The organism is Paenibacillus mangrovi (assembly GCF_022898935.1).
Taxonomy (GTDB): Bacteria; Bacillota; Bacilli; order Paenibacillales; family Paenibacillaceae; genus Paenibacillus_AQ; species Paenibacillus_AQ mangrovi.
Window position 1 is genome coordinate 596669 of record NZ_JALIRP010000002.1, and the last position, 24794, is coordinate 621462.

Below are 24794 nucleotides of genomic sequence, written 5' to 3' on the forward strand. Positions count from 1 at the left end.
TCATCCTTTTACTTTAATCTCTTTTAACTTTTTCATGACCTGGCTGCCTCCACGGCCAAAAATATCTTGCAGCTCCGAGTATTGTTTATATAACTCGTCATAGATGGCAGCATGGGCGGGATTCGGCTTAAAGGTTTCCTTGCGCAGTTGCGCCATCTTGGCGGCCGCATCCACGATCGAATCATAACCGCCCTCTTCCGAACCAGCCGCAACGGCCCCGAACATTGCTGCCCCTAATGCAGCGGTTTGCACAGAATCTGCGATCTTGATTTCCCTTCCGGTTACGTCGGCATAGATCTGCATCAATAAACGATTTCGCTGCGGCAGTCCACCGCAGGCGTATAACTCATCGACGTCAATGCCGCTGTCAGTAAAGGCTTCGATAATTTTGCGAGTGCCGAACGCAGTCGCCTCTATCAGCGCCCGATAAATTTCCTCAGGCTTCGTCTGTAACGTGCAGCCTAACAGCAGCCCTGACAAGTCGGCATCGGCAAGCACGGAGCGATTGCCGTTCCACCAATCAAGAGCAATTAACCCGCTTTGTCCCGGCAAATAAGCTGAAGCTTCCCGCTCTAGCCACTCATAAACCGTGATCCCTGCTTCTGTCGCTGCTTGCTTTATATACGCTGGAACAGCATGATCTACGTACCAGGCAAAAATGTCCCCTACTGCCGCCTGTCCTGCTTCATATCCGTACAAACCAGCCACAATGCCGTCTTCAACAACGCCGCTGATTCCTTCTGCATGCACTTCTTTATCGCTCAGCATCAAATGGCAAGTCGAAGTCCCCATAGCCATGACCAGTTTGCCGGGGGTTACAACACCGCAAGCAGGGACCATCGCATGGGCATCGATATTTCCTACGGCAACAGCCGTGCCCGGGCACAAGCCCATCACCCCCGCCATTTCCCAGCTCAAGCCTCCAGCCTTAGAACCAAGAGGGGCAATGGTGCCGCGCAGCTTGGTCTCTGCCAAATCCGCCATTGCCGGGTCAAGTGACTGGAGGAAACCGCGCGAAGGGTAACCTTCCCGTTTATTCCATAATGCTTTGTAACCCGCTGCGCAACTGTTGCGTATCTGCTCGCCTGTCATCTGCATGACGATCCAATCCGCTGCTTCCATAAACATGTCGGCCGCTTCATATATATGGGGAGCCTCATTTAAAATCTGCCATATTTTTGGAATCATCCATTCCGATGACACCTTGCCTCCATAGCGGGGTAAGAAAGTTTCCCCGCGTGCCTTGGCGATTTCGTTCATTCGATTGGCTTCGGTCTGCGCCGCATGATGCTTCCACAGCTTAACCCAGCTATGCGGATCTTCCCGCCATTCTGCCTTCAAACAAAGCGGTGTTCCCGTGGAATCCAGAGGCATCATCGTACATGCCGTAAAGTCGACGCCGATACCGACGACATCCTCCATGTTTACGCTTGCAGTACGCAGCACTTCCGACACCGATCGCCGCAGTACCTCCATATAATCCCCCGGATGCTGCAGTGCCCAATCGGTTCCCAGCTTTTGACCACTCCCAGGAAGTTTCTCGCCGATAACGCCATGCGAATATACGGTTACATGAGTAGCCACTTCCTCACCGTTAGTGAGGTCGACCAGCAATGCTCTTCCCGACTCTGTACCGAAATCGATGCCGATCGAATACCTTCGTTTCACCACGCCTCCTCCTTCCCCTTGTCAATAAACAGCACCGGTTTCCCCGGTGCTGCTGTGCCTTCCGCGTTTCACACTATCATACAAACCATCGATTTCTGATTGCGTTAACGCTTTGCGATAGATCTTCAATTCATCCATTTTTCCAATAAAGTTGCTGCCGCCGCCAGGGTTCCCCCCGATGCGGTCCTCCTGGGACACGTATTTAAATGTGCTGCCGGTTTAATACACAAGTTCACGAAAGTTGGCGACGGTATGAAAGGAAATGAAATTGCCGTTATGGGCGCTGAATGCCTGCTCATCGCCTGATCGGCTGAGGATATGCAGATCCTCCCCGTCAACAACCATCGAGGCATAATGACGGGAATGTCTAGCCGAAGGTCCAGCCGCAACAAGGCCTGCAAAGCACCAATCGATACAGTTTCTGGAATAATGAAGTTGTAGCCGTGATCTCTCATTGTTGGGAAGATTGTAACGGTCAGCGGGCAATCGTTCCGCTCTGGTCATACTGTCCGTTGGCTGTGTGCTAAGCAACCAATATAGCCGGGACACTTCGTCATAGATCATGTGGAATTTCATTTGTCCCCCCGGGCAAGGTACGAATACAACCTGCTTGCCGGAAGGGACGTTCTCAAGCATTGTTATCATCGAGCCGTCATCCTGCTCGACGACTTTGGCGATCGCGGCATAGCCGCTTCCGCCCGTATGGGTCCGCATCCACAGATGGAACGTCCGTCCGCGCGGATCATGCCAATAATGATCCGGATCGGTGAATTGAACCACGTTGGTCTCAAGCCATCCTGCAGGAGCGCAGCCTCGGCCAGGTGCAATATCGATGTACCGCTGCGGATCGGCATGAAAGAACGGAACGCCGAAGTAATTCAGCTTCTCTGCAGGAACGGCATCGCAGAAGGCAAGTTCCGAGGCGAACGTCCAATTTTCGGTCCTGGTCAGATCTGCGTCGGTCCTGCCGCGCATAAGAATCGGTGCCAATTCGCCGACCCCCCATACCTCAATCTTGTGATAAAGATGTTTCTCCATCACCAAATATACCGATTCATTCGCATAATGAACGTTGCACGGCGCTTGATGCCATTGTTCGCCTCTTGTAAGGACCGCCGGTTCGGTCCAGTCTTCTCCTTCATTATCAGAGCGTATAACCATGAGGTCTCCATCGTGTCCCAATACATACAACGAACGGCCGGCGACAAAAGGCCGGGCATGGACAAACGGAAAGTCTCCCCTGTGGGTCCATGATTTCCCTCGGTCATCAGACGTGAATATTTTCCCGCATGGCCCATGCACGCCTGGTCCGCCGATGTCCATCGTAACCACGAGTCGTCCCGAGGCAAGCCTGGCTATGCCAGGGCTATAACAGAAGATCGATGCGGGATCGCTGGATTCATAGATTTTGATAAACTCATCTGCAAGCGTTCTCATTAATCTGCCTCCTAGCCTTTTAACGAACCAATCATGACGCCTTTAACAAAATACTTTTGGGCAAACGGATAAATACAAAGGATTGGAAGGCTCGAGACGATAATAATGCCGTATTTGACGGATTCAGCCAAAAACGTTTTCTGAGCCATGTCCTGATCTCCAATGCCAAGTTCGAGCTGCTGCATCATTTGCGTTTGACTGCTCAAAATTTCCCTCAGCACTAATTGCAGCGGTATTAAATTTCTGTCGTTTAAGTAAATCAAGGCATTGAAGAATGAATTCCATTGCCCTACGGCCGAGAACACAACAAGTACGGCAATGATTGCTTTAGAGAGCGGAAGTACCACTTTGAAGAAATAGCCGATGTTTCCGCACCCGTCTATCTTCGCGGCTTCAAATAACTCTTGCGGAATGGTCGATTGAAAAAAAGTACGAGTGATGATAATATTCCACATACTGACGCACCCAAGGATGATAACGGTCAGCGGATTATCGATCATATGCAATTTCCGTACAAGCAAATAGGTTGGGATCAATCCGCCATGAATGAACATCGGAATAATGAACAGCATGACGATAAACCCTCGCCCCACCATGTCCTTGCGCGAGAACGCATAAGCGGTCATCAAGGTAAGGGAGACGCTGAGCGCGGTCCCCCCAATCGTATAAAGAACGGTGTTCCGGTAACCGATCCATAACTGCTTGTATTTAAATATCAGGTCATAACCGTTTAAGTTAAATCCTTTCGGAAATAAAATCACCTTGCCTGTTCCGACCGCGGAAGGGTCGCTAAAAGATGCGATGACGACAAAATACAGTGGGTATAACACGATCATTAATAACAGGGTCAGAAAGGCAATGTTTACGGTGTCGTAGACGACATCCGCCTTGCTTCTGCGCACGCCGTTCTTCATTCTTTCCCTCCTACAAGTTTTTGCGTAGCCAAACCGTCAAAACCATCCTGCTTAGAAAATTCCATTTTGGCCTAATTTCTTGGCTAATTTGTTGACAGTCAACAGCAGTACCAAATTGATAACCGAATTAAACAGCCCGACCGCCGCAGAGAAACTGAACTGGGATTGAAGTAATCCACTCTTGTAGACATAAGTCGATATCACTTCGGAGGTGCTTAAATTCAGGGAATTCTGCATCAGAAAAGCTTTCTCGAATCCGACACCGAGTATATTGCCGCAGCTGAGGATCAATAACGTTACGATGGTTGGCATGATCGATGGCAAATCAATATACCATGCCTGCTGGAATTTGGTAGCTCCATCGACCTTCGCCGCTTCATGCAGAGAAGGATCAACCCCCGATAACGCAGCCAGGTAAATGATGCTTCCCCATCCCATACCCTGCCAGATTCCCGACCAGACGTATAAATGGCTGAAGGCGTCCGGGTTGGTCAATGTCATCAAAGGCCCTTTAGTCAAACCGATGGAATTGAGCAACTGGCTGACAACGCCCAATCTAGGGGAAAGAAAGACATTCAGCATCCCTACCAAAATAACCGTAGAAATGAAATGAGGAGCATACGTTACGGTCTGCACGACCTTTTTGAATTTCTTGCTCGTCACGCTGTTAAGCGCCAAAGCAAGGATGATGGGTATCGGAAAACCCGCAATAAGCGAGTAAAGACTTAAAGATAACGTATTTTTGATCAGCACCCAGAATACATCCAAATGTACAAACCGTGCAAAATGGTATAATCCTACCCAGTCGCTTCCCCATATCCCCTTGATCGGCTTGAAATTCTCAAACGCAATCAGCACGCCGTACAAAGGCACATAATCAAACATGATGACGTAAATCAGTGCGGGAAGAACTAAAAAGTAAAGCCCGATATTTTGTTTCACGCGATTGATGGTTATCACCCCTCTCTTAGTATCTCGAGACGGATTATTTCGCCTACTCATGGCCTAACTTACTTGCGGCATCCAGTTGTTTTTGATTCAACTGCATATATTCATCCAGCCCCAGATCCTTCAATTTCTTGACATAGGCATCCCATTCCGCATCGATGTCACCCTTGCCGGATATCCAGTTGGCAATCGTGGTTTTGATGTAATCATTAAGCGATTTGCTCAAATCGGTCATTCTCTGCTTCTCTTCGTCGCTTAACAAGCCGCTAGGCATGGGAGGATAGTTCAGGTTTTTTTCCGGTAAATATTTCTTGTAAATGTTTTCATATGCCCACTCACGCGTTCCTTCTTTCTTGAAATTGTCGTTGACGATCTTGTTGTTGAACATATCTTCATCCAGAAGAGCTATGCCGTAATTGCCCAGCGCTTTATCGGCATCCGCCACTTCGGTGGTTGGACTCAATAATTCGTACTTGCCGTCACTGCTGTTTTTCCACCATACGCCTTCGCTGCCGAAGTTCTCCGTTAAAGACCATTCCGGATCGGCTAGGAGCTCTGCCAATCTTGCTGATGCCACGGGATACTTATTGTTTTTGAAGATGACATAGTTTCGCGGCCAGATGCTTTTGGTCTGACGACGAATTAATGGATTCTTGCCGTTTGGAGACTTCAGAGGCGCTATCGGGGTCCACCATTTCCCGTCGCTCACGTTTTGTCCTTGATCTCCAAACGAAGTCATTGAACCGACTAAAGGAGGGATGGATGAAATAGCAGCCGTATATCTCCCCCAATCATCTGTAAATGCTTCCGGAACGATCAACCCGTTCTTATACAAATCGGCCAAGTATTTGATCGGTTCTTTGAGATCGGGATTCGTGGCCTGCGATTTATACTTGCCGTCTTCTACAATAAAATAGCTGCCTGGGGTATACACGCCGAACGCGCCATATATATCGAATTGCCCGCCGATGTTGTTGCCGTACAATATGTAGTATGGGATGACGTTCTTTGGTATTGAACCTTTTCCTGCATTATTTTTGAAAGCCATTAACACGTTTTTGAATTCATCCGTCGTTGTAGGTATCTGGAGCCCCAATTCATCTAGCCATTTTTTGTTGATAAACCATTGATCCCGCAAGTTATAGGAAGTTTCATTCAATACCGCGTAAGGAAAGCCGTACAATTTGCCATCCGGCATCAGCGCCTGCTTCTTTAGCTCCGGATTCGTGTCAAAGAACTTTTTCCAGGAAGGGGTGTATTGCAGGAGATTATCGATTCCTACGATATCTCCTGCATCAATGGCATCCGACATCGCCTGATCGGAAGCATCCATCCTGAGCCCAATATCCGGATAGTCCCGACTGCTGAACATCAGGTTCGCTTTTTCGGCATCGCTGTATACTTTCAGGTTGATTTTTATGTTCGTTTTTTCCTCGATTTTCTTCCATAGGTTATATTGGGTGACATCTCCCATATGGGCTCCGTTTGCAATGCCTACCGTTAAAGTAATCGGCTCTTTCGTAATTGGAAAACCTGTGGCATTCGTGATTCCGCCGTCAAGCAAATTGCCCTCCGATGATGGCATTACGCCTTCGTTTTGCTTCGCATCGGAACAAGCGATTAATGTCCCCCCGATGAGTGCAATACTCATGATACAGGATAGAAATTTGGATACTCTGCTTTTCATTCGATACTCCCCCCGACTTTAAAATGTATGGGATTAAACATCTCCCGGATTTGCTGCTCCATTCCCCTAAGCTGTTCGATCTCAAGCTTCATCGATGCACTCAGACCGGCATTGCCTCCAGAACGTCCGTGCAAACCGATTGGAAGCCCTTCCAAACCTAAATGATACTTGGCATTCAGCGGATAAGACTGACGTTCAATCACAGATGCCAGCCCTAGAAATTGCTGCAGCCGGACCGCTTCATCAGCATGATTCCGCTGCAACTGAATCAGCTTGACATACAGATCAGGATGGAAGTTGGCCATCACGCCGCTGTAGCCGGATGCCCCGGCTTGTAGCGACATCAGAAGAGTGGCTGCATTTGCGTTAAAAAGTTTTAGCTGGGTCCCCTGAACGGCGTTCAGTTTGGCTGTAAGCTGATCGGGATCACAACAGGTATCCTTCAAAAACAGGAACCGCTCCGTATCCGCGCACCACCGAAGCAGCTCGGGAGTTAGCAGCCGCTTATAAGGATGCGGACACTCGTAGATGCCGAAACTCGTCTCAGGGATTTGGCGCAGCAGCTGCTCGGTATGCCGCTTCCAAACGTCGTCGGATTCTTCCCTTCCGGCTAGCCGGTTGCTGACGATGACAAAAGCATCGATCCCTGCCGCCGATATGGCACCTATTTCTTTTACCTGATCCTGCAGCGAATCCGATATATGTCCCGAGGCGATGACCTGAACGCGTCCAGCCGCCCGTTCGACCACAAATCGGGCTAGCTGTACACGTTCATCCAGCGATAAATAAAACATTTCGCTCGATTGGCATACCGCGAAGAGGCCGTCGACGCCTTTGGCGATGTACCATTCGATCAGCTGCTCTAGCGCTTCATAATCGATTTCTTTCGTTTCCGTAAACGGTGTAATCATTGTAGGCCAGACGCCATTCTTCAACATGTTTCGTCCCCCTTTTTTCTGTATTGTGTGTCAGACTCCATTTCAACAAAAGGCCTTATTAGATTTGTTTGATCAGGAGTGCCGTGAAATCAAATTTTATTAGAAGACGACGCTCTATCTTCTTATTGGCAAGAAGCTGGCCTTTATGCTCTATCACGATGGACGGAACCGGTTGTTAAACTGCTTTCGCCCCCACTCTACTGCCATTATGATGTTTCCGGACCCTGCAGGTGTCACGGATTTGAATGTGATCGTGATGTTGCTCTTGTCGACGGTAACCGAAGAAATTCCAGTCATATTGGCATCGGCTGATAACGCCGAAGCCATATACCACTCAGGGGCAATGCCTAGCAGGTGGGGAACATTGTAAGTGATATTACCGCCATTTACCGTAACGATAGTCCGCTGCCCAGTGAATACAATTTCATCACCTATATATGAGGACTGCGACGGGTACGAGACAGAGTCCCACACTTTGATCAAAGTAGGATCCGTCTCCGGTGATTCTACCTTATCCCAATATTCGTACGTTCCTTGAGGATACAAGTCGTATGTGTACTCAAACACGCAGTAGTTCGTATATTTGGGACGGCGGAAATATAACCAGTAGTTAGATGCTGCGTCTGCATACACAGCAAATTTCGCGAACAAATCCCCCGATCCGTTAAACCCGTCCCCGTCAACTGTAAATACCGGTTTAAACCCTCCGGCCTCATTGCCTCGAACTCCGAAAGCAAATTCGGCTGATGCTGTACGGTAAGATGCCTTGCCGTAATCCGTAACAGTTCTGACTCGACCGCTGAATAACGATTTATCCTTTCCAATACGACACACCCTAAACCATTGCGCATAGTTTTGTACACCTGGCTTAGGTTCACCTATGTCCCGCAGCTTCTGGTATCGCAGATCACGCCATGTATTTTTCCAATCCTCCGCTTTGCTTAAATGAGAGGTTCTTATCGGCCCGTCGAAATTAATGATTCCGGACGTTTCCGGATCATCGATTTGAATGAATTTGCCGGTAAATCCCGCTCCTTCCGGAGGCGTCTCGCATCTGAAAATACCGCTGGAGTCACGAATAGTGCCATTTTTGCCAAATCCAATGCCAATCGATCCGCCTGATGTCCAAATATTCACTTCCAAAATTGCATTATAAATTTCATGCTGAGCGTTGTTATACGCATTGTCACCGACTAGCATCCCGATCTGACCGTCCCGAACATTTAGGGAGACATTACGGAACGTAGTATAACCATACGATGGCATGTTAGATGTTCCCGGTTGACGTTTGAATACGATATGGCGCTTACAGTTACTAATAGAGACATTTTCCAGTGTCGTTCCTTCAACCCAGAAATTACGGGTATGTAGTACAAGGCCATCGCCGCCTGTAAAACCGTACATACTAACATTGCGAAGCTTGAACCCATATGTATCCGAGATTTCAACCGCAATCGAATTTGGATTGATGCCTCCGTTTATGGATAAATCTACAATGGCATGACTGGTTCCGACAGCGCCGCTCCAGGTGGTCGAATTTCTCCAGTAACGGAATAAGTATCCGGCCCCATCCCACAGTAGATTTGTAACGCCAACCCCTTCTCCGCAAATAATTACATTTGGAGGCAAGTCTATATTACCTCCCGATGCTGTAAAGTCGTACGTACCGGCGGGAAGCAGTACCGTCCCACCTTTCTCGGCTGCTAATTCCAGAACAGACTTGACTGCAGCAGTCGGATCCACGAGCCATAAATCGGAATCAATAATACGCCAGATCGGCTTGACGCCACCGATAAGACTTGCGCCGCTGATTTGGGCCAATGATTTTTCAAGTCCGGTTTGATATACAGCTACCCATGCATTTTCGCTAATGCCTCCGTCAGCAAGCGGGTTATCTGCGGTAGTCGTGTGTGGTCGTGCTCCGGCCCACCGGTATCCAGTTGTGACACCAGCTGGTGTAGTTAATTCCAGCACTTCCCACTCCTGCGTGATCCGCACCTGAGGTCTAAAAACGCCGCGGGCACAGATAAAACTGCCTGGTGTATGTTCCGGATTACCCTGGTTTCCATAAACGGAATCGGTGACGGAGGAAGATTCCCTGGCATTTGCTCCTCCGGCCGATACTCCATATAGAAGCGCTGCGGCTCCCGTCATGCCCATTGAAGCAAGCAGCTTTCTACGGGTTAACTTCTCCTTTGAATCTTTTTCATCGGTCATGCTCCATACCTCCCCAGCATGTTTTTTCGATGGCATCACGAGGACATATACGGGCTGTCTCTTGTCCATCCATAAGCGCGTAAAATAATTTTTGTTCCTCCTGCAGGAATATTGCTTGTGAATTGTAATCGTTTGCACATCCATTTTACGAATCGAATCGCTTTTTCAAGTTAGCAGATGCAGGTTGAAAACGTAAATATGCCGTTAAATGACGATATGCCATTCTTCAGCAAAGCCTGTTTGCCCAAGCAGCATAACCTCTATTTACTTTGATGAATCCTGCTTACGGATTGGCATGCCGTCTTCTGGCCATTTTCCCGGTAACAAAAGAACCGGCTTTCGATAAAACGCATTGATAATGCGCTATCCAAAAGCCGGTCCATCCATTCCTATTCTATAGCAGAAGTATAATATTGTACCGTTTATATGCTTTTGTACTTACGAAACCCTCCCGGAGTCGTCCCGACTTCCTTCTTAAACTTCCGTACGAAACTGGATACGTCGCAGTAACCAATCTCAGAAATAATCTCAATAAGTGGTTTCTCGGTCGAGCTTAGAAGCTGCTTGGCTTTTTCGATGCGCAGATAATTGATGTAATCGGAAATGCTTTGCCCGAAGCATTTCTTGAAATAATAGCTTAAGTTGGAAAGAGACATGTTAAAATGATCTGCCATGTTCTGGACTGTAAAATTCGTATCGTGATAATTCGTTTCTATATACGCGACCCATTGCTGCAGCAGCTCGTCATCGTGCTTCTCGCGAGTATCTTTAATATACTTGCACAAAGTTTGACAAACATCAGTGATGCTCTGCCCAAGCTCTTTTACCGTTTCAAATTGGGCTAGGGATAGGACGTCTATATTCCCCTTGTCCAGGCCAACGAACTTTTTGTTGATCTGCTGCATCGCTTTCAGCACCGTATTGATAATATCAAAGCAGAGACAGCGGGCTTCGAACAAGGGTATGTCACACTGGGTAATTTTGTCCACCAGTTCCGCCACAATGAAGGAGATTCGATCCGTATTACCTTCTATGATAGACAATTCCAGGGCTCTTAGTTCCTCTACCGGGTAAGGAAAATCGGATACGGCAGCGATACGGATGTCTTCAAAGTAAATGATTTGATCCGCTCCCTTCACCAATCGGTAATCAAGCGCCGTGTATGCTTCCAAGCACGATTTGCCGATCTGTCCTGCTGCATCGTACGGGTTACCTACACCAACCGCAACCTGAGAGTGCAGCTCATTCATTAAGAGCTGCTGCATATGCGTTAAAGCATCATGCAGCGTTTTACGGTCCGATTCCCGTCCGCTGGCAAGTATGAGAATCAGCCGATTGTCGATATTTATACGGCCATAGCCTTCGATTCCGTCAGGAAGCGCCTGTTCCAATAGCGTTGAAAGCATAGAAGCCCTCTCTCTCTGCTGCGGTTCTAAGGCAGCCGCGGAAAAGATGACGACGCGAAAGAATGGCAGGCTAAAGGAAAGGCCAAAATCGCTGCCTTTTTCGTTAAACGCTTCCGCATTCGGGAAAACCCCGCTGAGCAGATGGGTCAAAAGATAATCTTTGACGGCGCTATGATTGCTCTTGACCTGATCTTTCAATATCTTATTCGTATGATTGATCCGGTTAATCGTCATTCGTACCGCTTCGAACTCATTTCCGGTTTCTGCTATGCTTCCTGTCTCCGATTCGGCAAACAAACGCAGCTGGCGAATGGGGCGGTAGTTTAAACGCATATTGAACAAGATAGCCGTACCACCTGCTAGTACAATAACCAGAAGTGCTTCAAGGAAAGCATTTTTGGCGGCATAGACTTGGCTCATCGCTTCTTTTACGGGCATGATCATAAAATAGCTCCAGCCGGTTTCTGGGGACTGGATGTATGAGACGAAATGGGGCGAGGAGCTGATATTTGTGATGACAGAATGTTCAATCCGGTCAGGTTGAATGAAAGCCATTAAATCCTGTACTTGAGGACGTTTGATCTCTTTCGACGCGGCGACGATCTTGCGCTCCGGATTTATTGCCACCACATTGCCTTTATTGCTGCTCATCATTTGTTCAAATGCATGCTGTTTGATGATAAACAATACCATGCGTTTATCGTAATTCGAGCTGTTGGGTATAAGATAGCTTACGACACGCCCCAATTCTCCTCCGCCTGTATCATCCGGTACCCATACCCCATTGCCGTCAATGTCCCGGACTGCGGTTAGAAATTGATCCTCTGAAACCGCTCCGCCATAATAGACTGCCAAAAATTCTTTCAGCGTATAAGTCCTCGTTGAGGAAACAAATTTGTTCAATTGCTTGTAATAAACGACGACATCGCTAATAAAGTTATTTCCGGAAATATAGCTTTTTAATTGACGAATCCCTTTGGAAGTATTATACGGGCCATCGCCGATTTGCTGCGTAGTAAGGTCCGGATTGTTATATATTTGGTAGGCAACCGTGTTCATCCCCGAGATTTGATGATCTAAGGAAGTTACGACGTGCTGGAGAATATTGTCGTTGTTCTTGATTACTTCTTCCTGCAACAAATGGAAGAAATAATTGTAAACCAGTAGGACGATAATCGAGAGAGGAATAGCCAATACCAGCATATATGACAACAAATAGCGCAGAAACAGCTGCTTTGTCTGCAAAACGTTTCGTTGTAGCCAAAACATAATTACCCCCCTCTTTAGTATCCTCTTAGTCCTTGCACTCAACTATAAAACAAGCTTTCACAGAATCCTGTTCGTAAATGGGAATTGATTACGCTTTCACAATTTAGTTGCATTCAATATAGCATATCCTTCATTGATTGTATATTTTATCCATCGTGGATATGCCCTTTTAGAACAATGAACCATGCCTCTACAATGGCATATTTACTAAGCGATCTTCTTTTTGTTATTGTTAGGATATTTAACAGTATTGAATTCAACCGATGATCCATATGTGAAAGGAGTGATTGAGTGTGAACAATAAAGCCGGTTTGCTTCTAATCGTTTTATTATGGAATGCCCTCTTTCTATCGGGATGCAAACAATCGGCCATTTCTAATTCCAACAATGCTTCAGGCAGCTATGTAGAAACGAACAGCAACCAGATCATAGAGAACGGCGTCGCCGTCAATTTGACCGGATATCCGATTGTCAATCAGCCCATTACACTTAAAACTGTTGTTGTTACTTCCTATAAAGGCGACTACAATCAGTCGAAGTTTTTTCAGGAGCTGGAGAAAAATAGCGGAATTAATCTCGATATTAAGCAAATCTCAGTCGATAATAGGGATAAACTGAATTTAATGTTTGCCTCCCGTCAGTATCCTGATCTACTACTGCGTTCCGACGCGTCTCCGTATCAAATCGCCATTGCTCAAAACGCCGGGGATATCATCCCTTTTTCAAGCCTGCTGCAGTATGCACCCAATTGGATAAAAGCACTCGAGTCAAATCCGGCGGCCCAAAAAGCGATGACTGCCGCAGACGGGAGCATTTACAGCTTAGGACTCATTCAACAAAATCCCGTTTATTTGGGCATACGCGATCAATGGTTAATCAACAAAAAATGGTTAGATCAGCTTGGCTTGGAGGTTCCGAAGACAACCGAGCAATTTGCGTATGCACTTGCGCAATTTAAAGCAAATGCCGGTAACGGAGTTATTCCAAAAGATATGATTCCCTATTATTTTCGCTGGGATCAATACGTAGGCGGTCAACTGGATTTGTATGGCGGCTCCTTCGGCCTCTTGGTACCAGATGATAGCTATGTGGCGGTAGAGAACGGCAAAGTCCTCTTCCAAGCACTCAACCCTGAGATCAAAAAGCCCTTGGCTTATTTACATCGACTTTATAAAGATGGATTGATTCCTCCTGAAGTGTTTACGGACGACTGGGGAGCTTATTATACCAAGCTGGTAGCCAAACCGGAGATGGTCGGTTCCATTGAAGCCTACAACAATCCGAATCCAGACGTTTATGTGCCTATGCTTCCTCCCTCAGCCGAAAGCGGCCGGAAGCAGCTGTATCGGCAGCAAACATGGATTGTACGAAATAATCAGTTTACCATTTTCAAAAATAATAAGTATCCTATCGCCTCCGCCCGATTGGCCGATCTGCTGGCTGATCCCGATTGGTCCGTGCAGGAAACTTACGGATTGTTTGGAGCAGGCACGAAAAAAAATAGTGACGGTACTTATGACATTATGCCGGAAACCGCAAACGATGGTGAAGTCCCCAATGTGGATGCAGTCTCGGCGATCACGCCAGACTTAGCCTCCAAGCTCCGCTTCTTGCCGGGAAATAGCAATAATAACCGTTCTCAAGCTGTTAAGCTGTACGAGCCCATTGTCGCGCCGCTCGACAAGTTTTTCCCTAATTATGTCACCTATTCGCCAGACGACCGCGATAAACTGACGCAATTGCAGATGAACGTCAAGGACTATGTAAGACAAACATTCATTCGCTGGGTCGTTCAAGGTGGTATTGATCAGGAATGGGATGCCTATGTCGCGAAACTGAAGAGCATGCATGTAGATGATATGATCGCGATCATGCAGAAAGGCCTGGAAGACTACAACAAGCAATAATGTTGCACTTCATGAAAATAAGCCCTTGGTATCCCTTGCACGATACATAAAGAGTGACCTCTATTCCGGCTCCCTCCAACCTTGAAAAAATATAAATTCTTATGCTCGATTACGTTTAGAACGATATTGACTCGATTACAAACAAAATCTAAAATGAACACAAAACAAATTAAATTTCATCCTGGAAGTCCAATCACCCCAATGAAGAGCTATCGCTCATTGAATTGAAACCGATTACATAGGAGGAGTTTAGACTATGCTGCAGATTTGTCATCACACAGAGGGAGTTTCGAAAGCTGAGGTTTCGCCAAACACATCTCTTCTAACACTGTACCCCGTTGAAGGCAGGGATCAAGAAGCGCTTCCCTTCGTATTAGTTCTACCTGGCGGCGGATACTATTTGCTTGCTCCGCATGAAGGTGAACCTGTTGCCCGCTGGTTCAATGAGCTCGGCATTCATGCCGGCGTTCTTCATTATCAGCTTGACCAAATTACGCCTTCGGACCTGATTCGGGACGTTGAGGATGCCATTCTTTGGGTTCGGGAAACTCCTCATCAGTGGAAGGTTAACCCGCAGCAAGTCGGCATGATCGGATTCTCGGCAGGAGGCCATCTCGCTTCCATCGCTGCCGTTACGGGTACCGTTAAACCAGATCTTCTGTTGCTTGGCTACCCGGTAATTACATTCGAGGAGCCTTATGCACATCAGGGAAGCCGTGAGCGTTTCCTGGGCGATAACCCTCATCCAGATCAAATACAGGCCTTTTCATCCAACCGACAGGCATCCTCAAGCAGCCCGCCGACCTTTATCTGGACTACCTCCGATGATGCCGTTGTTCCTGTGGAAAACAGCCTGCTGTTTGCCGGTGTATTATCCAAGGCAGCCGTTCCTTTTGAGCTGCATGTGTTTGAGGAAGGCCCGCATGGTCTGGGAATGTCTGAAGGGAACCCGCTCTGCCGGCAATGGCTCGGATGCTGCGTCAATTGGCTCCGGCATCATCATTTTGTGAAGAACACTCCTGAATGATTTTTTGATCTTTTCGGCTTTAGAAGATAGAATTAACACTTCCTGCGTAAACGGTAAGATCCCCTGCCGGGTACATCGCCTGGTAGGGGATTAAATGACTGCTGTAATTCATTTTGCTCTCCTCTTTTTCCGTGAGGGGCTGAGGAAAAGCGTTCTAAACTTTGCTTTATCTCGTATACAAAAAAGGCTGCTTTTCAGCAGCCAAATTCAAAACAGTGATCATTATTTTCAAATCTATTTAGCCTTAATCGTTATTTTTAGCGGTACTTGAATTGACCGTTTTGTTCCCTGATTGATACACCAATTCGCCGCCATAATGTCCAGTTAAGAAGATCAGCGTTCCTCCTGCTAAGGATAAAACGAGCATCAACGGAATAAACACTTTGGAGAGACTGTATTTGGCATATTTCTTAAGCTGTGGAATGAGCGGGAACATTCGATACAATTTTATTGCGATCAATAAGCCGAACACAATCAATGTAAAAAATGCGAAATTCTCATGACGATGAATAGCGGATTCCGATGTTCCGAATACCTGTCTTGCAAAGCGCTCGCCACCGTCACCTGTCATATAAGCAATCACACCTGTAATGAGCCCTGTAATCAGTGTAAAATTGGCGATGGTATCCCATATTTTCGGTCTCCACAACGCTATGATTTGGACAATAGCTCCTACAAATAATAATGCGATTGGAAAATGGACAATTAACGGATGTAATGGTGTGCTCATTTTGATATCTCCTTTGACAATCTTTTTTAAAATAAAGTTATTTTTTCTGTTTCGTGGTTCCGATCACAATCGGAAATGTAATGATAAATATCGTACCTTCACCAACTTCACTTTCGACCCCAATGGTACCGCGATGCGATTCGACAATCCATTTCGCAATCGATAACCCCAAACCTGCGTGACCGTGAGTACGGTTCCGTGCTTCATCAACCCTGCTAAAACGCTCGAATACTTCCTCCAATTTGTCAGCGGGAATCCCGATTCCCGTATCCTGAATCTGCAGCGTAAGTAATGTGCCTTTCACTGTAGCTCTCATCACAATTTTCCCGCCTGAAGACGTGTATTGAACCGCATTATCCAGAAGGATGACCAGTAGTTGCCTTATTCGTTCTTGATCTGCTCGTACAATGGCTTCCGTTGCTGCCTGCATTTCAAGATCAATGTCTCTTTGCTGAGCAATAGGCTGAAAATTCCGATACACCCGCTCGAATTCCTCATCGAACGAAAATTCCTCATATGTCAGCCGAACTGCGGATGCATCAGCCCGCGCCAATGTCAGTAGATCTGCAACAAGCCGCGACATCCGTTGGACTTCCTCCTTCATATCTGCCATAACCTGTCTGCCAAAAGGGGAATTTCCTCCATCAGGCTCACTCTCCATCACTTCAAGCGAAGACTGTAGAACCGTCAGCGGAGTACGCAATTCATGGGATGCATCTGCAGTAAACTTCTGCTGTTTAGCAAATGAGTGTATAATCGGCTTCATAGCTCGGCGCGACATCACATAGGCAAATGCAATAGATACGAGAAAGAATAGAACCGATATGATGATCATTGTATCTGTCATTTGTTCCAGTATTTTTCGCTGGTCGGTCATATCAATGCCTGCAATGATACTTCCCACGTAATTCCCATTCTCATAGATGGCTCTGCCTGCAAGCATCAGGTAAATATGTTTCTGTTCGACATGATAGACCCGATGTAAATTCTCTTGTTCCTGTGGAACCCAATCCCTTACATCCCGTGTTATCTCATGAGCTAAATTCGCATCTACCGCATCCGTTCGAACAATATTTCCTTGCTTGTTCAGCAGTATATAGAATGGCCGAAGCGGCAAATCTATGATTTTGTTCTCCTGATTAGCATCATCCCTCTCTTGAAAGTTCTGTTTGCCTTTATTCTGATTTGGGCCACCAGTCAGTTCACTGGCATGTTCTTTCATTTCATGCGTTACGACGGTCTCCAGCTTCTCATTCAGATCCTTATAAATCATCGAAGACAACACGAAATAACTCGTTATATTCATTAATAACAAGAACACAATCATTAATCCTGCATAAAAGAACGTTAGATTTCTACTCGTCCGAGCAAACATCCGGGTACCTCCAGTGTGTAGCCTGTTCCACGAACGTTATGGATCTGCAGATTCCCTTTGGAACCTTCAAGCTTCTTGCGCAGCTTCTTCACCAAGGCGTCGAGCGTATTGCTGTTAACCTCTGAATCGTATCCCCAAATTCGATCAATCAATAATTGACGAGGCAGTACTCTTCCGTCATTCCTCATCAATAACTCGATTAATTGAAACTCGCGGATCGTTAATGCAAGCTGTTCATCGAAGCATTCAAGCCTTCTCTCGTTTAATAGCAAGCGATATGGCGGAACCTCTATCCAATCATCCTGAATGGTCTGTGAAATACGCCGAGATAAAGATCGAATTCGAGCGAATAGCTCAGAGAACTCAAAAGGCTTTACAATATAATCATCTGCCCCTGCGTCCAAGCCGCTGATCCGATCATCCAAGGTATCTTTGGCTGTCAGCATGATGACACCTCCCGTATATCCTTCCGTTCGCAACTCTTTGCACAATGTTATACCGTCCTTGCGCGGCATCATCCAATCCAGGACCAATAGGTCATAACACGTACTATGAATATAATCCAGCGCTTCCACCCCATCCTGTACCCAATCTGTCGTGTGCCCTTCTTTATTCAGCATGTGTACAATAAGTGGTCCGAGACGCACGTCATCTTCTGCAAGCAATATTCGCATGTCATCTCTCCTTCATTTTGAAGCATGTCATCTATTTAGGTTTGAAGGGTTTTCGGTCTCAGCCTCATGCGAAGAACAATAACGATGATGAATATCCCTCCTGTAATAGCATACATCATTCTCGCGGCAATAGATGAAGAATCCGAACCTGCCAATATACCGTGCAGCAATGAGAGCAAGTAAGCAGGAAAGGGTAAATAATGCACGGTTCTCCATACTTTTTTTCCGATCCTTTTCAACAGATCCGAACTAATTTGTACAGCTAGCAGCATATATAGCGTGAGAATACCCAAACCTGTAGCGACACGCATATCATTTGTTAAGAAAGGAACCAAGATTTCGGCAACGTGAAAGGGTTTATACGAATCTATCGTCAATACGGTGCCATGTAGAATTCCGAACATTAAGCCAAACCAGCCTGTCCATTGATGTGTGGTTAATATCAATGCTCGTTTTCGAGGCACGATCCACTTACTGTGCGCAAATGTCCCCAGACATACCGAAACAAATAATAATAAATAAGAGCTTAATCCCGCTGCTTTAATAACGCCCCAAGTTGTCAAATATTCCATCATTACCATAGCAGCTCCTCTACAAAATCTCGTACCTCTCGATTCAGCTTAATTTCTCCGTTTCGTGTAACGAGAACATAACCATATCCCGGAAAATGACTAGCCATCCATCCATTCACTTCGTCGGCCGTAAGCATACATATGACCTTTGACGCCACCTCCGCACTTGCAACGGTAGGACCGAGCACGGTTGCTTGAACAATGTCAGAAGCGGCCGGCTTGAACGTCTGACCGTCAAGAATGTGATGCTGAACTCGTTCATGATGCCTCCATCTTCGATACAGGACATTAGATGTTGCGATTCCCGCACGTTTAACCCAGAGCTGAATGATCTCCTGATCCTCCTCCGTCGGATGCTGAATGCCAACTTCCCAAGGAGTCTGCTCATTCCACAGCATCATATCACCGCCGGCATCAATCGCACCAGAAGAAGCATGCATCTGATCCTTTAGCAGATGATAGGTTCGATCCACCGCCCAGCCTTTTCCAATACCGCCTAGATCCACCTTAGCATCATAGTTTTTTACAACAGTATGATCATTCAGGTTCAATATCAACGCGTCAAAATCTGAAAAAACGGAATCGGCTGCGTCTGTCTCAACCGGAATACATTCGAATTCTCCGGTTACGGATTCAAGGAGCTCAAAAGAACGGTCATATCCCAATTCTTGTAATTTCGAGCCGATAAACGGATTAAATTTGAAATTTGTCGCGATAGCAAGCTCCCAAGCCTCAGCAAGCAGTTGAAACATACCCTTTGACACAGGAAACTGAATTCCTACAGGGGACGCATTCCATCTCGACAATTCACTTTCCGGAATGAATCGTGAAGCCATCGACTCCACCTGGTAGAACTGAGCACGAACGAGATCTTCCCAATGCACATCATCATGTGAAATATCATCACTGACCTGTACCATAATCTCTGTATTCATTGCGCGAAAATTGATTTGCTTCATTAAGATCTCCGAGTTCTTAAATGACTGCGGCGGGTTGTTGGCGAATAACTCCCGGATGGGATACTCAACTCACTCTGGTCCCCATTCAGCCCCGAGATTTTTCCGGACTGCTGATCACCAATCGAAGAGTCCTTCTGATTCGTATCCTGTTGTTCACCATTCGAAGAGTCCTTCTGATTCGTATCCTGTTGTACTTCGTTATTGGAGGGATCCACACCGTTTCCCACATTCATTGTCTGTTTATTTATCGATCCCATGGAATCGTATTGCGCTTGATCGCGGGTTACACCTTCCACATACAGCAAGCCTGTAAACAGAGCAATACTTGATAACCCAACGATCCATTTGGTCGTTTGACGTGCCATATGACATCCAACCTTTCCTTATACATTCTCAGCTAGAATGCTTGCAAAACGCATCTAGTCCATCGTCTTTCTGCAACCTAAAGTTCATAACTTCCTTGCTCATTATAGATGCCAATTCTGACGTTTACATGAGAAACAAAAACTTCTTAATACACCAAACGAGCAGGCTTCATGGCCTTTTTAAAAAGCAACAAAAAAAGCGCACCTTCGCTTACGCGAAAGTCCGCTTTTGCAGCTATCTCATCTAAATTCCAAGATGCCATGACCTTTCACATTCAGAGATACCGGAAAAATCCCCGCATCCTTTTCGGCAAAAAACCAGCGCCGGTCCTTTTTTACAACGATCAGTAGCCCATGCTCATCCCCAACCGGAACAAATTCTTCGCTGCCTTCTCTCCACTTGGAAAGGCCCTGACCGACCAGTTCTTCCACAAATGACGGCACTTCATTTCTCACAATGCCGATTTCGCTCACACAGAGCAGGCTGCTAGCGCTAAAAGGCTCATCCGAAGCGTTATCCAGGTTATGCCTTGCGATTAGCTCCACGATATTGCCGGCCGGATCTTCAAAATAAACGGCGTGGGCATTCCATGACACAAAATCCGCCTCGTCTTCTCCCTCATGCTGGTTGAGTGTGACTTTATCCGCTAGCCAGGCCTTGGCCTCCTTGAACTGGTTTTCGGGAATATTGAAGGCATAATGGTAGAAGGGCTGTCCCTCTTCCGTCTCCTCAAATGTCAGCCTAGTTTCTCCGATCCGCAGCGAGAAAAATCCGTCTCCCTCATCAATGACCGGTACCTGCAAAGTCTTCTCGTAAAAAAGCTTCAATGGGACAAGTTCTGCCGTCTTCAATTTAACGTCCATAAAGTGCATCTCTTTAACCTCCCTATCTATGCTTTTTGTAGAAGTGAAAATGCTGCGGCGGCCCTTTTTTTCTTAAAACCGGTCAGCCCATACGCATACAGGCTTCGAGATTTCAATCGATTTCCCCGTGTAGATCAGCTTACCGGTTTCCGAATCTCTCGTAAATACCACCAGATTGTTGGTATCCCGGTTCACAACGAGCACATAACGTCCACCCGGTACGATGGAAAAATGCCGCGGATGCTTGCCTTCTGCCGATACATGCTGGATGGTTTCCAACTTGCCTGTTTGCTGATCCACCGCATACACAACAATGCTGTCATGGCCCCGATTCGAGCCGTACAAGAAACGACCGTCCTCCGAAATCGTAATTTCTGCGCAGCCGTTTTCCACTTGGGTATCTGCCGGCAGTGTCGAAACGGTTTCGATCTCCGTAAGAGACCCCTTATCGGCATCATAATGAAACGCTGTTACGGTCGATTGAAGTTCATTGATGACATAAGCAAACTTCCCGCTAGGATGGAATACGAGGTGACGCGGTCCGGCGCCTTCTTTGACTTTGGCTTCTCCTTGGAGGATAAGCTTCCCTTCCGACTCATCTATCCGGTATGTAAAAATGGTATCCAGGCCGAGATCGCATACGAACAAGAAACGTTGATCCGGACTATAGAAGGAGGAGTGCACATGTGATTTCTGCTCCTGCTGTTGTCCCTTATGCTCTTGAATGTCCAGCACCCTGCCGATCGTACCGTCTTCCTTCAGCTCAACGAGACTGACGGATCCTTTATGATAGCTCGCCAGTGTCAGATAACGGTTATCGGCACTGCGCTGGATGTGGCAGGACGGACCGTTAAGTGCATTGGCGCGGCTGGTCTCTATAAGCTTGCCTTCATCCGGCAGGATCCGATAGGATACGGCGTCGCTGCGTTTGGTTCCGTCCTCTGCAACCGTCTCGCTGATAGCGTACAAGCGGCACTGCGGCGTATCCACATTGAGGAAAGTTGGATTTTTAAGTCCAGATATCTGATTCAGGCGAGTAAGCTCTCCACTCTGTTCATCCAATTCATATACATACACGCCGTTCGAGGATTCTTCGGCATACGAACCCACGAATACGAGCATTCGCTGGTTTTCTACTGTCATATGGTTATCGCCTCTTCACTATATTTTTTACGTTTCATTGTATCATTCTCTGCATACTTCCCGCAAAAGAAATGGAAGATTGTATTTCTCCCGCTCCTGCTATAGTATTGGTAGATACCTCTTTAAATCATCACTCTACGGATTCTATCAGTAAGGAGTTTTAACATATGGATTTTGTGGCTATCGATTTTGAAACGGCGAACGCGAACCGCTCTAGCGCTTGCTCTTTAGGGCTTGTCGAGGTCCAGAACGGTGCTGTCGTATCGGAGCAATCCTGGCTCATCGATCCCGGTCAGCCCTTTGATTACAGGAATGTACAGATTCATGGCATAACCGAGTCGATGGTACGGGGAATGCCCGCTTTTCACGAGCTTTGGCCTACCCTGGAGCCGCTGCTGGAAGGAAAGCATGTCGTGGCACATAACGCCTCATTCGATATGAGCGTGCTTCGCTATTGTCTCGATCGTGCTTCCATCGATTATCCGAACTTTCAATATTACTGCACGTATTTGCTCAGCAAAAAAATGCTAAACTGGATGCCATTGCATAAACTGAATGTACTCGCAGATTGGTACGGCATATCGCTTCAGCACCATGATGCGCTTGATGACGCCAGAGCCTGTGCACATGTATTTCTGAATCTGATCCGTCAAGAAGAGCATAGCTCGGCTGAACAGTTGTCCTTGGCTTTAGGCTGCAAAATCGGAACGATGTATCCAGGTGGTTATAAACCGTTCTCGGCCCCAGCGAAGAAAAAAGCGAAGCCTGCCAAATCGCGGCTGCTGCCGGGAGCAAAGAATTTCATTAGCGGATGACCCGTCAAGAAACAGCGCAATAATAGATTTTTACACACAAAAAGACCGCAGAAGCAGCTTTTGAACTGTAACCCTCAAGATGGACACTTTTTCCAATGTGCCGTCACAGTTCAATTTCTCTCTTTCGCGGTCTTTTTTGTATTTTTCTAAACGAGACTTCCGGGCTTCTTATGGTATTTCAAAATCCCTTCGGCAGCCCGGTAGGCCAGTGCGCCTACTGTGCCGGTAGGGTTATAACCGCTGTTGTGCGGGAAAGCCGAAGCCCCGATGACAAACAGATTTTCGGCGTCCCACATTTGCAGATAGTTGTTCACCGCCGATGTATCGGGACTGTCACCCATGATGACGCCGCCCGTGTTATGGGTTGATTGATACGTCGTGATTTCATAAGGAGCCAGTTCCGTATTGGCAACGACTTTATCCGCGCCCATCTGTTTCAGAATTTCACCGCATTTTGCTCCCATGTATTTCACCAGCTCCCGGTCCTGATCCTCAAAGTCAAACGTAATACGCATAAGCGGGTCGCCGAATTCATCTTTATAGTTTGGATCAAGATCAAGGTAATGGTGTTGGAACGGCATGCAGGATCCTTGGGCTCCCACATTCAGATGGCGGTTCGCATATTTAACCGAGGCAGCCTTGTAGTCCTTGCCCCAAGTCGGCGTACCCGGCGGAACCGTGTTGTTCTGGATCGGACGGGCTCCGGTCTGACTGTAAGAGATGTTTGCCCCGTGGATAAATTTCAAATCCTTGTGATCAAAGTTGTCTCCATTAAAGTCATCGATGCACATGCCAAGTGAGCCCGCTCCGGCAAAGATGTTGAACTCCTTGTCCTCGTAGAACCCGATACCTGCTCCTTTGAGCACCTGGTAGGCGTAGTTCTTTCCGATCACACCCGTTCCCGTTTTGGGATCATACGGTTTGCCGATGTCGGACATTAACAATAAGCGCACATTATTAAAGACGTAACTTGTCATCACTACGATATCCGCAGGCTGTTCGTATTCTTCACCTGTTGTGGTGTCGATGTACATTACGCCGGTGGCTTTGCCGCCTTTATGTAGGATCCGCCTCACGTTCGAGTGCGTGCGAAGCTCGAATTTACCCGTGTTTATGGCTACCGGAATCACCGTAACGACCGGATCTGCCTTAGCGCCGTATTCGCAGCCGAATCGTTCGCAGTAACCGCAGTATTGGCAGGCGGCCCGTGCGATCCCGTCCGGGTTCGTGTACTGCTCAGACAGATTTGCGGATGGCATGTGATACGGATGATAGCTCAGCCCTTTGCAGGATTCGGAGAATAATTTCATGCCCGGCGTTATTTTCATCGGTGGCGTCGGATATTTTTCCGAGCGTTTGCCGCCCAGCGGATTCTCCTCACCGGAAATCCCTGCTGTCTTCTCGAATTTGTTGAAATACGGCTCGAGCTGATCATATGTAATGCCCCAGTCCTGAATGACCATGCCGTCCGGAATTTTGCTTTTTCCATATCGCTCAACTGTTTTGGATTTAATCTCAAAATCATACGGCAGGAATCGGAAGGTTTGTCCATTCCAGTGGACACCCGAACCCCCAAGTCCGTCACCTAGCAAAAATGAACCGTATGAACGCATAGGCAGTGCCTTGATTTTTTCGTTGCCGCGGAACGTGATCGTTTCTTTAGATAAATCCTGGAACATTTCATATCGCAGCGCATAACGCAGTTCATCGTGAACCATGTAGTAGTCTTCTGTTTTGCGCTCTTTGCCGCGTTCCAGGCCAACGACAGACAAGCCGTTTTTGGTCAGCTCCGACGCGATAATACCGCCGCCCCAGCCGACACCGACAATGACGACATCTGTTTTAGGCAGTTTGGTTGCCATTGATATCACCTCTGTTT

At 47.0% G+C, this 24794-nt stretch carries 21 protein-coding genes; 3 read left to right on the forward strand and 18 right to left on the reverse strand.

The genetic code is table 11. The features are described 5' to 3' along the window. From MUG84_RS07365 to MUG84_RS07405, 9 genes are all read right to left on the reverse strand, one after another. Positions 1–1668, reverse strand: coding sequence for a ribulokinase (locus MUG84_RS07365; RefSeq protein ID WP_244722649.1), 1668 nt, complete (start codon positions 1666–1668; stop codon positions 1–3). Between the two features lie 21 nt (positions 1669–1689). Then, on the reverse strand, positions 1690–1866 hold the full coding sequence (locus MUG84_RS07370; protein ID WP_244722653.1) for a LamG domain-containing protein: 177 nt from the start codon (positions 1864–1866) through the stop codon (positions 1690–1692). 21 nt (positions 1867–1887) lie between these two features. Beyond that, positions 1888–3105, reverse strand: a complete 1218-nt coding sequence (locus tag MUG84_RS07375; protein WP_244722656.1) for a sialidase family protein — start codon at positions 3103–3105, stop codon at positions 1888–1890. An 11-nt stretch (positions 3106–3116) separates the two neighbouring features. Beyond that, positions 3117–4019: a carbohydrate ABC transporter permease gene (locus MUG84_RS07380; RefSeq protein ID WP_244722657.1), complete on the reverse strand. Its 903-nt coding sequence runs from the start codon at positions 4017–4019 to the stop codon at positions 3117–3119. Positions 4020–4070: 51 nt separating this feature from the next. Then, positions 4071–4961 carry an ABC transporter permease gene (locus MUG84_RS07385; RefSeq protein ID WP_244722658.1) on the reverse strand — a complete coding sequence of 297 codons (891 nt, stop codon included), beginning with the start codon at positions 4959–4961 and terminating at the stop codon, positions 4071–4073. Positions 4962–5013: 52 nt separating this feature from the next. Further along, on the reverse strand, positions 5014–6654 hold the full coding sequence (locus MUG84_RS07390) for an extracellular solute-binding protein (protein WP_244722659.1): 1641 nt from the start codon (positions 6652–6654) through the stop codon (positions 5014–5016). After that, entirely contained in the window at positions 6651–7592 is a 942-nt protein-coding gene (locus MUG84_RS07395) for a dihydrodipicolinate synthase family protein (protein ID WP_244722660.1), read from the reverse strand. Before MUG84_RS07395 ends, MUG84_RS07390 begins: the two co-directional genes overlap by 4 nt. A gap of 153 nt (positions 7593–7745) precedes the next feature. After that, positions 7746–9809, reverse strand: coding sequence for a hypothetical protein (locus MUG84_RS07400; protein ID WP_244722661.1), 2064 nt, complete (start codon positions 9807–9809; stop codon positions 7746–7748). A gap of 422 nt (positions 9810–10231) precedes the next feature. After that, positions 10232–12484 (reverse strand): helix-turn-helix domain-containing protein, encoded by a 2253-nt coding sequence (locus tag MUG84_RS07405; RefSeq protein ID WP_244722666.1) that lies wholly within the window; start codon positions 12482–12484, stop codon positions 10232–10234. Between the two features lie 293 nt (positions 12485–12777). Between MUG84_RS07405 and MUG84_RS07410 the strand changes: the two genes are divergently transcribed. Together MUG84_RS07410 and MUG84_RS07415 are read left to right on the forward strand one after the other, a co-directional pair. Continuing rightward, on the forward strand, positions 12778–14391 hold the full coding sequence (locus MUG84_RS07410) for a type 2 periplasmic-binding domain-containing protein (RefSeq protein ID WP_244722671.1): 1614 nt from the start codon (positions 12778–12780) through the stop codon (positions 14389–14391). 256 nt (positions 14392–14647) lie between these two features. Beyond that, complete coding sequence (locus MUG84_RS07415; RefSeq protein WP_244722675.1) at positions 14648–15418, forward strand: alpha/beta hydrolase; 771 nt, start codon at positions 14648–14650, stop codon at positions 15416–15418. Positions 15419–15662: 244 nt separating this feature from the next. Here MUG84_RS07415 and MUG84_RS07420 read toward each other — a convergent pair whose 3' ends face one another. The 8 genes from MUG84_RS07420 to MUG84_RS07455 all read right to left on the reverse strand — a co-directional run bounded on the left by MUG84_RS07420 (position 15663) and on the right by MUG84_RS07455 (position 22100). Continuing rightward, positions 15663–16148, reverse strand: coding sequence for a DUF2231 domain-containing protein (locus MUG84_RS07420; protein WP_244722678.1), 486 nt, complete (start codon positions 16146–16148; stop codon positions 15663–15665). 37 nt (positions 16149–16185) lie between these two features. Beyond that, positions 16186–17523, reverse strand: coding sequence for a sensor histidine kinase (locus tag MUG84_RS07425; protein WP_244722683.1), 1338 nt, complete (start codon positions 17521–17523; stop codon positions 16186–16188). Further along, entirely contained in the window at positions 17496–18197 is a 702-nt protein-coding gene (locus tag MUG84_RS07430) for a response regulator transcription factor (protein WP_244722686.1), read from the reverse strand. Before MUG84_RS07430 ends, MUG84_RS07425 begins: the two co-directional genes overlap by 28 nt. A gap of 35 nt (positions 18198–18232) precedes the next feature. After that, on the reverse strand, positions 18233–18772 hold the full coding sequence (locus MUG84_RS07435) for a ferric reductase-like transmembrane domain-containing protein (protein ID WP_244722690.1): 540 nt from the start codon (positions 18770–18772) through the stop codon (positions 18233–18235). After that, positions 18772–19728 (reverse strand): FAD:protein FMN transferase, encoded by a 957-nt coding sequence (locus tag MUG84_RS07440; RefSeq protein ID WP_244722693.1) that lies wholly within the window; start codon positions 19726–19728, stop codon positions 18772–18774. The genes MUG84_RS07435 and MUG84_RS07440 overlap by 1 nt, the downstream gene beginning before the upstream one ends. Beyond that, a complete protein-coding gene (locus tag MUG84_RS07445) occupies positions 19728–20093 on the reverse strand; it encodes a hypothetical protein (RefSeq protein WP_244722697.1) in 366 nt (121 codons plus the stop codon). The genes MUG84_RS07440 and MUG84_RS07445 overlap by 1 nt, the downstream gene beginning before the upstream one ends. A gap of 240 nt (positions 20094–20333) precedes the next feature. Continuing rightward, complete coding sequence (locus MUG84_RS07450) at positions 20334–20966, reverse strand: VOC family protein (RefSeq protein ID WP_244722701.1); 633 nt, start codon at positions 20964–20966, stop codon at positions 20334–20336. A 63-nt stretch (positions 20967–21029) separates the two neighbouring features. Next, positions 21030–22100: a lactonase family protein gene (locus tag MUG84_RS07455; RefSeq protein ID WP_244722704.1), complete on the reverse strand. Its 1071-nt coding sequence runs from the start codon at positions 22098–22100 to the stop codon at positions 21030–21032. A 167-nt stretch (positions 22101–22267) separates the two neighbouring features. Here MUG84_RS07455 and MUG84_RS07460 point away from each other — a divergent pair, with 167 nt between their 5' ends. Then, on the forward strand, positions 22268–22915 hold the full coding sequence (locus MUG84_RS07460; RefSeq protein WP_244722707.1) for a 3'-5' exonuclease: 648 nt from the start codon (positions 22268–22270) through the stop codon (positions 22913–22915). A 146-nt stretch (positions 22916–23061) separates the two neighbouring features. Here the strand turns inward: MUG84_RS07460 and MUG84_RS07465 are convergent, their stop codons facing one another. Continuing rightward, positions 23062–24777 (reverse strand): GMC family oxidoreductase, encoded by a 1716-nt coding sequence (locus tag MUG84_RS07465; RefSeq protein WP_244722714.1) that lies wholly within the window; start codon positions 24775–24777, stop codon positions 23062–23064. Positions 24778–24794: the final 17 nt, after the last annotated feature.